Source organism: Terriglobia bacterium (assembly GCA_020072645.1).
Taxonomy (GTDB): Bacteria; Acidobacteriota; Terriglobia; order Terriglobales; family Acidobacteriaceae; genus Angelobacter.
Genome location: JAIQGK010000012.1, coordinates 635,311 through 649,294, shown reverse-complemented (window position 1 = coordinate 649,294; position 13,984 = coordinate 635,311). Strand labels below are relative to the sequence as shown.

The following is a 13,984-nucleotide window of genomic DNA, read 5'->3' as shown; positions in this document are numbered from 1 at the left end:
GCCTGCCTAACGCCTCAACCTTAAGGTCCTCGATTTGCGGCAAAACGGGCGAGCATGAGCAAGAGCCAGATCAACCAGAAGATCCAGCGTATATTGACGTTGGAATTTCCTTGACTGCGTTTTATTGCCGGGAGTTTGAAATCGTTTTGCTTCCAGAGCCAACGCCAACGCAACATTCTGGCTTTGACCCATTGGTCTTTTTCCAAATATCCAGCCATCAGGGGAATCTCATGCAACAGGTTTCTGCGTGCATTCTGGAACCATTCACCCTCTTTGGTGGCTCCGGTAAAGTAGGCGGGTTTGTAGCGCTGCCATATCTCCAGAAATGCCTTTTTGTCCCCGAGAAGCGCATATGATTCGGCTTCAACGTGGGCCAGAAAGCGCGCACAGTGGTCGTGCGGCAGGCCCGCAAGTGCGTCATGGCAGGTGGCGGCCATCTCGCGGAGTTGTTTGCGACGGAATGTGTTGTAACACGTGACCAGATTGGTAATGGTCCACATATGCACGCCGGTACGCTTACGCCATTGGCCCAGCAGTTCACGCGCTTGTTTTCTGCGCTTGAGCGCAGTGAGAGCGCGTCCGGTTTCCGCCCACGCGCGGGTATTTGATTCCACTTGTGCGCGATGCTTTTTCCAATATCTCGCCACAACTCTGCGATAGCCAAAATCATTCATCTTTTGCAAAAATTCACTGCGCAGAGCCTGGGCATTCTGTTCGTTTGCATCAAGAGCTTTCAACAATTCCAGCACTTCACGCGCGCCAGGGTCAGGGAACCACTCGCGCCAGATTGGCTGAGTTGTTCGTTTTTGCGTAGCGTTGCGGTCAAACGCATAATCGGCAAGAATCGCCACCGTACGCAATGTGGGCCGTGCTCCCGTGGCCAATTTTGCGCGAGCTTGGGCATAGGCATCTGCCTCACAGTTTGCTTTGCGGATCGCCTCCCAGGCATAGTTGGGCGGCCATACAGAAGGCTCAGCAGAGGCAAAGAAGAGACATAGCAAGGTCTCAATGGCCTCTTTTTTCTTGCCGGATTCCATCAGCACTTCAGTAAAACGGCCCAGCAGATAGGGGTTGTCCGGTTCAAGCGGACGGACCTTTTCCAGCACGTCGATTGCATCAAATATCCGCTTCCGCTCGTGCAAGAAGTCATAACGAAGCAGGTGTAGAGGAATCTCTTCTGGAAAATCGGCGAGCAGCGTGCTCCATTCAGAATCGAGCTTGGCATCGGTGAAGCCGGCTTTTTCCAGTAAGAGCAGGCGTTTCTGGCAAAAATGCACATCCGTGCGAACTTCAGGCGGAATTTCAGCGAGAAATTGCCGCGCGGTGCCCCATTCCTTGTCTTCTTCCAGCCACGCGATAAAAACGTTCCATCCCCAGCGATACGAGGGAGCGTCTGTCATCAGTGCTGTTATCTCAATCAATGCCTGTCTTTTCTTTCCCTCCTGCCGATGGATCCACGCCAGGCGGCCCAGCGCAGGGCTCGGGTCATCGAGCCGGTTGACGATCTTGTGCATCAGGTCAGCCGCTTCTTCATAGCGGTGCTGCTCAACAAAAACAAGCGCCAGATGGTCGGCGGCCGCAAAAAGTCCCGGGTTCAGGGCTAGGCTCTGCCGCAAGATGGCCTCAATTTCACCCTGCGCGGCAAAGCGCCGGTGATCGTAAAGGGTCCGTCCAAGAAGCAGCCACAGATAAGCACCGTCAGGATAGACAACAATTCCGCCACGCGCCGCCTGCACGGCCGCTTCAGCATCACCGCATTCCAGAAGAAGATGAATACTGCGTTCACGCCAGTGCACCACACGCGGGAAATTCTGCAATGCCGCATTGATGACCGTAACAGCCTCTTTGAGACGGCGTGCGCGCATAAGAATTTCAATCTTCACTTCAAACAGGCTGGTATTTTGCGGATCACGACGGATCGCGGCATCCAGTCTCTGCAGTGCTTCTTCAATTTGCCCACGACGGTCCTGCACTCTGGCCAATTGAATCTGGGCTGAAGAATTATCAGGATGCCGGCGCGCAATCTCATTCAACACATCTTCGGCTTCCTGAAATTTACCGAGCTTCCTGAATGCATCAGCCTGCGAGAACCGAAGCGCAGAATCATAAGGAAAGCGTTCAATGGCAGGGCCAATCATCGCCAGGGCCCGCTCAAAATCTGTACGGCCATGGCCATGTTCAAGCAGCAGGTCAGCGTATGCTTCAATGGCTCCGGGATCGTCAGGCCGAATCGTGGTCCAATGTGAGATCGACTTCTCTGCCGCAGCAACGCCGAATCGTTTCGCTGCCATCAGGACAAGGTTTCGCGCAATCTGGAGCCGCCCTGTGCTGCCGAGAAACAAAGTTTGCATGCTCTCCCACACTTCCTGGCGCTTTGCTGCATCAAGATGAGAGACACAATCCCATGCATGCTCATACCCATAAAGAGTCTTGGGAGCATGCGCGATAGCATTCATCCAGAGATCAAGCGCGTGCGCCCATTCGCCCTGGGCCTGCTGCCAGTCTGCGTGCAAATATAGAGTCGAAACATGGCCGGGGGAGGTGCGATCGCATTGAACAATCAGGCTTTCCATGCGGCGTTTAATTCTTCCCCGGTACTTTTCATCCGCAAGATCATACTGTCGCAGGCAATGGAAGCCCATTTCACGCCATGTCCATGCATCTTCAGGATTGCGTTTCACACGCCGCCTGAGGACTGAATACTTTTTCGCCCTTGAAACCCCCGCACGCTCCAGTTGGCGATAGTAGAGACTTTCCATGTGGTCATGGCCAGGACGTTCGGCCATCCATTTTTTTGCCAATGCCGCTGTAGCATCATCACCGTCGCGCTTGGCAATCAGAAGAACAAGTTCATCCCGTGCGTGCATGGAAAGCGGCAGCTCTTCCACCCATTCTTCGGCGTGCTGGATTGACTGCTCAAGGTCGCCTCGCATTTTGTGAAACGCAACCGCCGCCTCCCTGAAAAGTGCAAGATTGCCTGACTGTTCCAGCCGTGACAAAAGAGCTTCAGCTTCATCCCATTGGCCCATGCGTGCCTGAAAAGGGACCACAAAAGCCAGAAGAACAGGCGACTCTGGATGCTTTGCCAGACCTTCCGCAGAGGCTGCAAGCGCACGACCGGGATGACCAAGCTTTTCGAGTGAACTGATCCATGTAACCCAGGTATCAACAGCGTGTGGAGACGAACCATACGTGCGAACACGGTTTTCAAGCCACTGCAAACCCTCTTCTTCACGGCCTGCTTCCGATAGAGCATCGCAAAAGGCGGTGGCGTAATGCTCATTGCTTTCGTTCAGGCAGGAAGCTACCCGATAAGCAAACAGTGCACCCTCAATATCTCTCTGATGCCACAAAAGATCAGCCAGCACATGCCACGCCGGACCATACGAAGGCTGCCGGCGAATGACTGAATTGATGATTGCGCGCGCTTTGTCCAGTGTCTCATCGGAATCACGCAGCAGATCAGCATATTCAATGGCGTAATTCGCCGGCGGATACTTCCACACCTGTTGCGATTCAACCCCTGGCAGCACACCACGCTCTACAATATCAGCCAATATTCCGCGCATCAGCGCTGTGTTTTGCATTGACCGGCAACTGGCAAGCAGGTTGCTGCGAACATACGCTGCGTTGGGGTAAACAACGGCTAACTGCTGATAACGAGCGAGCGCCTTGCCGGTTTGCGCTTCGTCCAATTCCTGCAGCGCCTGCATCAATTGGGTCACAGGATGCGCAGGATAACGGGCAATGGCCTGCTCAAGCACTGAACGGGCAGCAGTAACCCCGTGGAGAAACATTTCACGCCGATATGACTGGTGCAGCGAGATGGTTGCGGTGTTTTCGGCAGGCAGGAGCTGATCAACAAGCGCAGCTTTTCCTGGCGGCACAATCACTGTGCCCAACGGCCCGAGCGGAATCTGTCCCTGGCCAATACTCTCCAGCAGATACTCCGTACTGCGAAAGCTTTGTGGATCATGAATGATCAGGGTCCCGGCAGCTTCATCAAGGCCCACAGCAGCAACGGCGTGCGCGCTGAAGTCCTCTTCAAGAGTCATGACAAACGCTATGCCGTTCTGAATCAGTTTGGCTGCAATTTCCGGCGTGACGGAGAAGAATCGCGCAACCAATCCGCGCTTTTCCAGCCACTCTGCGGCAGCCCACTCACGCGTGCCGCCAAAAGTGATTTCTCCGGCCATGGTGTCCGGATCAATATGAACATCAGAAGAGGCCAGGGCTGAAGACAAGCTTGTTGGCAGACACGCATTATGCTTTTGAATGGCGCGGCGGAACGGCAATCGAATACGCGCGCCAGAGGGGTTGGCACGTAAATTTTCCAACACCTTGCGATGAAATGGCGACCGGGCTTCAGCAGCCCACCGCTCCATGCCTGCATGATCGTCAGACATGCTGGCGATATCGATGCGAGCGTATGCGATCTGCGATTTGGTTCCACGGTCCGCGAGTGGCGCAAGCTTTTCCAGACCATCAGCAATATATGTGGCCCGTTCTAATAGCTTCCTGCGCTCTTCGCCGGTGTGGGTTTCAGCGGCAGCGCAGAGATACCAGCAGGCCAGCACCGCATTTTCATAAGACTGGCCGCTCTCCGCAGTTTGCGCCAGAATCTCCGCAGTTCCTGCGCGCGACGAAGGTTCAGCAAGCTTGTGGCAAGTCCACGCGCGGCAAACGGCGTTCCGGGCGATACCCGCCAGGCCTGCTCTGCCGACTGCAAAGCTTCCGGCCACCGATCTTCAAACCCCAGGACATCCGCTTCACAGCTGAACACCCAGCCATCGCGCGTCTTGTAAGAGTGGGCACGCTTGAGATACTGGTGGGCGCGGTCAAAATCGCGCACAGTTCCGGCAAGCACCGCATGATAGGCAAACATGCTGGCTTGAATTTCATCGTTGGCGCCGGGAATTTCAGGGTTTGATTCGAATTTACGGAGCACATCAAAGAGTGCTTTACCGCGCCGCTCAATATAACTTGAGTAGTAGATAGCCGAGGGATCAGAAGGATCGCGGCGAAAAGCCTCTTTGAACAATCGCCGTGAAAGTTGCGAGCTACCCAGGCGCGAAGCAAGCCTGCCACCCAACACCAGCTCAGCCGTGGAAAGATCTTCTAAGCGCGTGGATGGCTTCCAATATTCACTGCTGAGCTGGTATGCATCCAGAAATTGATTGCGGTCATAAAGCTCCTGCAATCTCTCAAGAGACAGCATTGGCTTGGTGGAACCAGTAGAACTGAAACTCATGTATATGGTGTACCTGACAAAGCGAACCTGACTTGCGAGTGATTAGCGTTGGGCGTTAGGCGTAGAGTGCCATAGAAATGTGTTCTTGGATAGATAATTCTTGAAGTCGCATTCTCCTATTCCCCTGACCTTGCCAACTCCACCGCCCGGACCAGGGCCTGGGCCTTGTTCAGACATTCCTGATACTCGCTTTCAGGGACTGAGTCAGCCACGATGCCGGCGCCGGCCTGCACGTAAGCCTTCTTGCCTTTCACCAGCATGGTGCGGATGGCGATGCAGGAGTCGAGATTGCCGGCGAAGTCGGCATAGAGAACGGAGCCGCCGTAAATGCCGCGGCGGACGGGCTCGACTTCCTCAATGATCTCCATGGCCCGGACTTTGGGCGCGCCGGTGAGAGTGCCCGCGGGAAAACACGATGACAGCGCGGCGATGGGAGTGAGGTCGGCGCGGAGGGTGCCTTCAACGGCGGAGACCAGATGCATGACGTGCGAGTAGCGCTCCACGAACATCAGATCACGGACGCGGACGGTACCGTAGTCGCTGACGCGGCCAACGTCATTGCGGCCCAGGTCGACGAGCATGACGTGTTCCGCGCGCTCTTTTTCGTCGTGGAGCAGCTCTTCTTCCAGGCGACGGTCTTCGGCTTCATCACGGCCGCGCTTGCGCGTGCCTGCAATGGGCCGATACTCAAGTTTGCGTCCGGTCACACGGACCAGCATTTCCGGCGACGAGCCCAGAACGGTCATCTCCTGCATGCGGAGGAAATACATATACGGCGATGGATTCACGCGCCGCAGTGCCCGGTAAATGTTCAGCGGCTCAACGCCGGGCTCAAGCTCAAGCCGCAAAGATGGCACGGCCTGAAAGACGTCGCCGGCCATGATGTATTCCTTGATTTTTTCCACAGTGCTGATGAAATGCTTTTTGCTTACCGATATCGCAACCTTCACCTTGCCGGCTTTTGGCTTGGGCGCGCGAAGGAATTTTGCCGGCAACGGCGCAGCCAGCTTCTTTTCAATCCTGGCGATATCGCGCAGCGCCTGCGCGTATGCCTGTTTGGGAGATTGGCGGCGGACGTCGGCGGTGGCGATGATGAAAATCTCATGCCGCACGTGATCGAACGCCAGCAGCCGATCGAAGAACATCAGGTTGCAGTCGGGAATTTGGAGATCGTCTTTGGCTATGACAGGGAGCTTTTCAATTTGGCGCACTGCATCATGGGCAAAGAAGCCGACAGCGCCCGCGGTAAACGGCGGAAGTCCGGGGACCGCCGCGGGAGTATGCTCGCTCAAGAGGCCGTCAAGGACCTTGAAGACGTCGCCTTCCTGCTGCGTCTTTTTGCCGCTGCGCTCAATCGTTATCTGGCGGCCGCGCGCTCGCAGAACCATGTAAGGTCGCGCGCCCAGAAAGGTGTATCGGCCAATCTTTTCGCCGCCTTCCACCGACTCCAGCAGAAACGCGTTTGGCTCGTCGGCGGCCACGCTCAGGAAGGCTGACACAGGCGTGCGCAAGTCGGCAGCAACGGTCTTGGCCACCGGAACCAGTGATGCCGTTGCGGCCAGCCGGGAAAACTCTTTGTAATCGGGGAAAAGCATCAGGAGGCCTATCTTAGCCGATTCTTAAATTCTGATTAAGCTACACAGCACGAAAGTACACGTACCTCATATTCATCCAAAGTACACATTTGATTACGCTGGAACGCCAAAGCTAGTGGTTTCAGGAATGCCAATGGACTATACTTTGCGTCAAATAGAAGAAAGCAGAGCATTTCCCGCACGAACTGTTGTGCCCCCTTGGAGTTTCGCGGGACCGAACCGATGGCAGAAGAGGCGCCTCATCAAGCTCCGGCGCCACAGGTGAAGACGATGCTAGTCAGATTCTGGGGTGTGCGCGGCTCAACGCCCACGCCTCAATCAGAAAACCTGCGTTACGGCGGCAATACTTCGTGTGTTGAAGTCCGCGTCAATGGGCACATTTACGTTTTCGACTGCGGCACCGGATTCCGCAACCTGGGCAAACAGCTTTCCCAGGAACGGAATGGCCATCCCATCAACGCGCATATTTTTCTTTCGCACTTTCACTGGGACCACATCCAGGGCATCCCGTTTTTCTCGCCGCTGTATAACGACCGCGAGAGCTCTTTTGTTTTCCACTCATCCAGCCGCACGCGCGGGCTGCAACAGGCGCTTGAAGAACAAATGGCCGACCCATATTTCCCCGTGAACATGAGTGACATGGCCGCGCACCGCAAGTTCTGCACTATCGACGAAGGCCGCACGCAGCTTGAAGGTTGCACTGTGCAGGCCATGTGGCTCAATCATCCGCAGGGCTGCCTGGGCTTCCGCATGGAAACGCAGGGCAAGACCATTGTTTACGCCACGGACAACGAGCCCGGCGATCCGGTGTTTGATAAAAGCGTCCGCAAGCTGGCTGAAGGCGCTGATGTGCTCATTTACGACGCGCAATATCTCCCGGAAGAATACGCTGCCCGCAAACAGGGCTGGGGACACAGCCACTGGCGTGAAGCTATCAACGTTGTGATGGAAAGCGGCGCGAAGGAACTCATTCTCTTCCATCACGACCCTGACCATTCCGACTCCTGCATTGACGCCGTGGTTAAGCAGGCGCGCGAGTACTACCCTAAGGTGAGGGCAGCGTCTGAAGGTATGGAGATAGTGCTGTAGTTTTTCCCGTTGAGTTATTTTTCTGAAACCTCGAGCGCAGCGAGAGGTACCTATAGCCGGTTAGCTTTTGGCCTTTAGCCCTCGGCTTCCGATCATCAATGGCTTTTGTGGCGCAGCCGTCATAAGTGCAAACGCCTGTTATCGACAATAATCGTCTGGCTTGAAGTTTGTGCTGGTGGATGCTATGGCACGGATTTAACGTCATGAGAACGTCCAATTAAGCCGTTGGCCCAATTTTGCCGCATGAAAACGAACGGCTTCTCGTTCCTAAGAAGTCCAAATACTGAGGCGTATTAGCCTGACCGCCAGTTTGCTATCACCGGCTGGATTGAAAGGAGTTTCGTGATGTCTTTTTTGCGTTCTGCTGTTGTTTGCGTTGCCGCCGTCTCTTTCACTTCATTCCTGCTGCCGGCTCAAGTGAAAAATGAACCAACTGTTGTGAAGATAGATTCACGAGTCTTCGACCGATATGTGGGCGCATATGTGATCGGCCGCCAATACTCGACTGTGTCCCGGCAAGGTGACCATTATTACGCTCAAATCACAGGACAGAAGCCGTATGAGATCTTCCCCCAGAGCGACCACGAATTCTTCATGAAAGTGGATGACGCGCCTGACGCGCAGCTTACTTTCATCGCGGACGCGAATGGCCAAACATACAAGTTGTCGTTGCGCCAGGGCGGCCCTCCCCAGTGGGCCCCGAGCCCACAATTGAGCGAGCGCGAGACAAAGCTGGTGGTAGAACAGCAGAAGGCCGGGCCGCTGAGGTTTAAGGAGCAGAAACAGGACCCGAGAACTGAGCCTCTGGTGCGGCAGTTTGTTGACGACGCGCGTCATGGCAAACCGCAGTATGACCGGATGCTGCCGTCACTCGCCGAAATGGTTCGTCAGGACCTGCCAAACCTTCAGGATGACCTGGAGCCGCTGGGAGCGTTCAAGTCCATGGTGTTTAAGGGCGTGAGCCAGGGCGGCTCGGACATTTACCATGTGAAGTTTGAAAATGGTGCGATGGAATTCCGCCTCGGGATCGCAAGCGATGGGACGATCGTGCTACTGGCCTGGGGCGAGCGTGGTAAGGCGCTGGCAAGGATTCCTGACACCTTACTTAAAACATTCTCAGTCAGATCTGGCATTTTTCGCGCGACGGAGCTGAAGAAACTGTTTGAAAAGCACGTCGTCTATCCTTATGCGGCGGCGTAACTGGTCAAAAAATCGCCACTCACTCACAATCCCGTTCTGATTGTAATGGCCTGTTTGGAACAGTTACTTCCAGGTTGCCCGTTATACGTCAAGGACTGTGCGGCAGCCAGCCGGTAAAATCTGTGGAATAAAAAGTCAAAGAGGAACTCGCATGCATGCTGCCGTCTTGCACACGATTGGAGCCGTGCCTCGATACGAAGAATTCCCAGAACCGACGATTGGCGACAAAGATGCCGAAGTGATTGTCCATGTTCACGCCGCATCGCTAAAGCCGATTGACAAGCAACTAGCCAGCGGATCGCATTATGCGAGCCGCGGCGAGTTACCGCGCGTCTGCGGCTCGGATGGAGTCGGGCATCTGGACGACGGGCAACGGGTCTTCTTTGGTGGTCCTCGACCACCCCATGGCGCCATGGCACAGCGTACGGTTGTGCCGCGCGCATTCACCTTTCCCATCCCGGAAAACGTGAATGACGAAACTGCCGCTGCCCTGCCCAACCCAGGTATCTCAGCCTGGCTTTCACTGGCCTACCGTGCCAAGTTGGTGCGCGGTGAAAACGTTCTCATCCTTGGGGCAACCGGAGTGACCGGCAAGTTGGCGGTAAAGATCGCGAAGCTTCTTGGGGCCGCTCGGGTCGTTGCCGCAGGCCGCAATCAACAGGCATTGAACACGCTTCACGATCTCGGCGCCGACGCCACCATTTCCCTCGCTCTGCCGGAGACTGAACTCAGCGAGGCATTTGTGCGGGAAGCCGGTCAGTCTGGATTTCAGGTGGTGATCGATTACGTGTGGGGACACCCTGCGCAGGCTTTTCTCGCGGCGATAACACGAAGAGAATTTATAGCTATCCAATCCGAGACCCGCTTTGTCCAGGTTGGTGAGAGCGCTGCGCCGACAATCACGCTTCCAGCAGCCGTGCTGCGTAGTACGGCACTCACAATTCTGGGTACTGCGGGTATTCCGCCTCGCGACGTTCTGGTCGAAGCCTTTCAGCGCGTGATGGCGCACGCCGCCAAAGACGATCTAAAGATTGACACGGAAAGGGTCCCGCTCGCGGATATCGAGAACGCCTGGCAGCGCAACGAGCCAGGCCGTCGATTGGTGATCATACCCTGACAGCCGGCTCCTGCCATCTCTACTCGCGCGGGCTCCAGCTCTTGCCGCCATCGGTGCTGGCCCAGCTCTGGTTGTCAGAGGTTTTCACCTGCACGCTCATGGTTCCGGCGATAATGCTCACGATCGTGCCGCTGGCATTGTCGCCCAGTTTGATCGTTTCCCAGGTCTGGCCGCCATCGCGTGAATGGATCAGTGAAGCATGGCTTCCTCCGGCCCACACGTCATTCCCGCGCGCGTTCACAACAGAAAACTCCATCGCGCTGCTGGCGATGGGGTAAGCGTCTTCCCACTGGGACTGGCCGCTGGATTTCATCAGCTTCCCGCTCACTATTTTCCACGTTGGCGTTGCGGAATCGACAGATCGATAAGCCATTGCTCCGGCGCTGAGCGAACTGGAAGCCGTCAGACTATCGGATTCCGCCGTTGCTGGCGCCGCGGAAATTTCAGAGGGCTGGTTCTTCTCTATCGCGCCGCTGAACATCCCCGGACCGCCCAGAGCACTGTTGCCGAGCGCGCCCGCGCGCAGAGCCGGAGCCCTGGCTGGTGAATGGAACCCCAGCGTATGCGCCGTGGATTGTACGATCTTGCAGACGGTGCAACCTAAATGTTCCTGTGAAGGCGTGGGCGTCAGCAGGCGCACATTCGAATTGCCGGCAGCATTCGCAGGCAAGTCAGCAAAGATTGTGATTTTGTTGTTCGCCGTGGTAAAGGGCGCAGTGGTGGCCCCAGGTTGCGGCTGCGGAGCCGGAGGCAAATTGTTGCCCTGGCTATCCACCACAATTTTGTCAGCGCCATTTGCGTTAAAGAAATTGGTGTTGACGTAATCTTTCTTTGCCAGCGAGGCTGTAAGCACGGGCACTTTCGCGGGCTGCATCGCCGCATCAGTCATAGGCGCAGCGGATGGCAACTTTTTAGCTACTCTGGCTCTTCCGGAATCCTCAAGCCTTGCTTCGGTTTCTTTGGCCGATGCAGACAAATCATTCCGGGCTTGAATCACTTGCACTTCCGCTTGCTGTATCGGCGCGGCTGCTTTCGGTTCTGCAGGTACAGCTTGATCTCCCGCGGAAGCTGTTTTCTCTTGTTGCGTTTCCTGTGCCGATTGCGGAGCCGGACGATTCGCCACCGCACTGTTCGTCGTCGCGCCAGTTGAACCCGGCTGCGGATTTTTCTGTGGCAGATGAAGCACCATAACGGCGATCACTGCCATGGCAGCCACTGCGGCAGCCGCTCCAAAAACAGGGGTAAACAGCCGTCGCCAGCGTGCCACCGGGGCTGGCGCAAGCACGGTTTGCGTCTCCGGCTGCGCCATCGCCGCCTGGCTCAGCACCACAACTTCACGGCAGGGCTCGCACACGGCAAGGTGCGCAACCACGGTTTTGCTCTCCGCCGCAGGCAAAGAATGCTCCATGTAAGCGGTGAGCGTATCGGCGTCGGGATGCGCCTGGGTTTCGCCGGTCTCAGTCGCGGCGAGCCTCTGGCGCAATAAGTTTGGTAATTCTGGCATTGCTAATCTGATCCCTTATCCTGTTGGAACGCAGCAGGACGATTTTCTTGCAGCTTTCTGGTCACATCCACCTGTAAATAACGCACATCGGCTTCCAGCGTCTCTTCCGCCTGCGCCCGATTCATGCCTCTTGAAACCAGGCCCGCCAGGACCTGTTTTCTCAAGCTTTTAAGCAGCTTTTCCAGCCTCCTGCTGATCGTGGATTCATGGACCCCCACCATACGGCCTATCTCGGTCAGGGTGCGGTCGTCCAGGTAATACGATGCCAAAACCAGCCTGTCTTCGCCGCTCAGTAGTCCCAGCGCCTCGTCTAGGGCAGCCCCCAGGCGGCTATCCAAGGGGCTTACGGGGACGCTGGAGGGCGACGCGGAGAACTGTACCCCTTCTTCCGCCTGTTCTTCAAGGCTTACCAGGCGCTTGGTCTTGCGGTACCGATTGACAAATTCCTGGGCCAGCACAGTCCGCAACCAGCCTTCCAGCGAGCCGCGGCCCATATAAAAATTCAGCCGGGAAACGCGACGGCCTTCCTTCTCAGACGTGCCATAGAGATCGGCGTAGAGGGAGTCGGCCAAGTCGCGCGCGCTGGAGTCTTCTTTGGTGATGCCGCGGGCAATGTCATAGAGCTTTTCGCGGAAGCGCGTAAGAAAGGCCTGCCATGCAGCATCGTGTCCGGCAGCGCATGCGCGGGCCAGAGCTAGTTCTTCTAGCTTCAGGTCGCGCCAGAACTCCAGCTTCTGCTGCGCCGATGCCTGCGGCACGTACTTGACCGCCACTTGTTCCAGCACTACGCCAAAAGCTTGCAGGGTCAGGCCATAGCGCTCGCCTCCGCTCTTCTCAAAGAGAATGCGTAGAGAGAGTGCGTTTGCTTCAGCCGGCCTGGGCCCAGAACTCATGGTTCGGATAGTATCAATTTTAACCGCAAGAATACTGCCATTTTACATTCTTAGAGTGAAAACTAGGGCCCTGGTTGTAAAGGGGAGTTAATATGAAACACTCTTTTCTACCCATTCTGGCGGTTCTTCTCATCGGATTCGCAGTTATCTCCGCAGCCTTTGCGGGAGATTCAGGAAGCTTGCCAGCCACGTCAAACGATTACAAGATCCTTGCGCCTATTACTCATGGCGATCTAACAATTTTTCCTGTAGTTTCCGCCAAATCGCATGACACCAGCGATTTCATTACCCTGGATGAGGGTGTGCGCTCCGGTGAAGTTGTAGTCACTGAAGTGGGAAACCTGCATTCCACGATGCGCCGCCGTCCGCCCTATCAGCCGCGGCCTTACCAGGGCGCTGAGGTCAACCGGCTGGTGCTGGTGAATAACTCAAAACATCCGCTCATATTGCTGGCCGGAGAAGTTGTCACCGGCGGCAAGCAGGACCGCGTCGTCGGCAAAGACCGCATCGTTCCGGCTGAAAGCGATCCCGTGGACCTGTCTGTCTTTTGCGTCGAACACGGGCGCTGGATTGAGACGTCAACAAAGTTCGATACCCATGCATCCGTGATGCTGCAACCCAGCGTACGTATGAAGGCGATGGCCGATCAGGACCAGCAAAAAGTGTGGGATGAAGTTGGAAGAAGCAGAACAGCGATGGCGGCGGCGCTTGCATCTTCGGCGAGCCCTTCTGCTACGCCAGCGCCGGGGCAAACATACGATTCCACTCGTCTTGCTTCCTCTGCTGAGATCGTTGAACTCAACAGCACCAGTTCTTATGCGAAGGCACGCGAGAACAAGGCCGTTCATGCGCAGGTTGAGTCGATCACAGAGCCCATGCGGAAATCGTATGAAAGTGTAATCAAACAACTGCGGAACCAGAATGCGGTTGGCGTCGTAGTAGCAGTGAAGGGACACATTGTCTGGGCGGACATGTTTGCCAGCAGCGCTTTGCTGGCGAAATACTGGCCCAAACTGCTGGAGTCCTACGCCACTGAAGCGTTAACAATGCCGGGCGCGCGTGGCGAAAGCAGCATCAAAGAAGCACAGGAGTTCCTGCTGAACTGGCAGGCCCGGCATGAAGTGGTGGATAGCGAGCCGGGGCTTTATCGGCAGCGTGAATTGATCGGTGACAAATTCAAGGCGTTTCAATTGACGTCCTTGTTGACCAAAGAGGCGTTTGACCTGCATTTGAGCAAGATGGCGGATTAAGGCTTTGTTCGTAAAGTCCGCGAAAAACTTACGTTAGGAAACGTCAAGAACCATTGTGTTTGCGGGCCTGTGATACGGTGCAGGC

9 protein-coding genes are annotated in these 13,984 nt (G+C 55.8%); 4 read left to right on the top strand and 5 right to left on the bottom strand.

Going from position 1 to position 13,984, the window contains the following annotated elements; all coding sequences use genetic code 11:
• Positions 1 to 20: 20 nt before the first annotated feature.
• The 3 genes from LAO76_19390 to trpE all read right to left on the bottom strand — a co-directional run bounded on the left by LAO76_19390 (position 21) and on the right by trpE (position 6,846).
• Positions 21 to 4,577 (bottom strand): tetratricopeptide repeat protein, encoded by a 4,557-nt coding sequence (locus LAO76_19390; GenBank protein MBZ5493088.1) that lies wholly within the window; start codon positions 4,575 to 4,577, stop codon positions 21 to 23.
• A complete protein-coding gene (locus LAO76_19385; protein ID MBZ5493087.1) occupies positions 4,508 to 5,251 on the bottom strand; it encodes a hypothetical protein in 744 nt (247 codons plus the stop codon). Before LAO76_19385 ends, LAO76_19390 begins: the two co-directional genes overlap by 70 nt.
• 116 nt (positions 5,252 to 5,367) lie before the next feature.
• The gene (trpE, locus tag LAO76_19380) at positions 5,368 to 6,846 is read right to left on the bottom strand and encodes an anthranilate synthase component I (protein ID MBZ5493086.1); all 1,479 of its coding nucleotides are present in this window, start codon (positions 6,844 to 6,846) and stop codon (positions 5,368 to 5,370) included.
• 270 nt (positions 6,847 to 7,116) lie between these two features.
• On the opposite strand from trpE, the gene LAO76_19375 reads away from it, so the two are divergent.
• The 3 genes from LAO76_19375 to LAO76_19365 all read left to right on the top strand — a co-directional run bounded on the left by LAO76_19375 (position 7,117) and on the right by LAO76_19365 (position 10,252).
• Positions 7,117 to 7,935, top strand: coding sequence for an MBL fold metallo-hydrolase (locus tag LAO76_19375; protein ID MBZ5493085.1), 819 nt, complete (start codon positions 7,117 to 7,119; stop codon positions 7,933 to 7,935).
• A 345-nt stretch (positions 7,936 to 8,280) separates the two neighbouring features.
• On the top strand, positions 8,281 to 9,135 hold the full coding sequence (locus tag LAO76_19370; protein ID MBZ5493084.1) for a DUF3471 domain-containing protein: 855 nt from the start codon (positions 8,281 to 8,283) through the stop codon (positions 9,133 to 9,135).
• Positions 9,136 to 9,286: 151 nt separating this feature from the next.
• Positions 9,287 to 10,252: a zinc-binding alcohol dehydrogenase family protein gene (locus LAO76_19365; protein MBZ5493083.1), complete on the top strand. Its 966-nt coding sequence runs from the start codon at positions 9,287 to 9,289 to the stop codon at positions 10,250 to 10,252.
• A 19-nt stretch (positions 10,253 to 10,271) separates the two neighbouring features.
• Here the strand turns inward: LAO76_19365 and LAO76_19360 are convergent, their stop codons facing one another.
• Positions 10,272 to 11,756, bottom strand: a complete 1,485-nt coding sequence (locus LAO76_19360; GenBank protein MBZ5493082.1) for a hypothetical protein — start codon at positions 11,754 to 11,756, stop codon at positions 10,272 to 10,274.
• A gap of 2 nt (positions 11,757 to 11,758) precedes the next feature.
• Positions 11,759 to 12,649, bottom strand: a complete 891-nt coding sequence (locus LAO76_19355; GenBank protein ID MBZ5493081.1) for a sigma-70 family RNA polymerase sigma factor — start codon at positions 12,647 to 12,649, stop codon at positions 11,759 to 11,761.
• Positions 12,650 to 12,741: 92 nt separating this feature from the next.
• Between LAO76_19355 and LAO76_19350 the strand changes: the two genes are divergently transcribed.
• Positions 12,742 to 13,899 carry a hypothetical protein gene (locus LAO76_19350; GenBank protein ID MBZ5493080.1) on the top strand — a complete coding sequence of 386 codons (1,158 nt, stop codon included), beginning with the start codon at positions 12,742 to 12,744 and terminating at the stop codon, positions 13,897 to 13,899.
• The last annotated feature ends 85 nt before the right edge of the window (positions 13,900 to 13,984 follow it).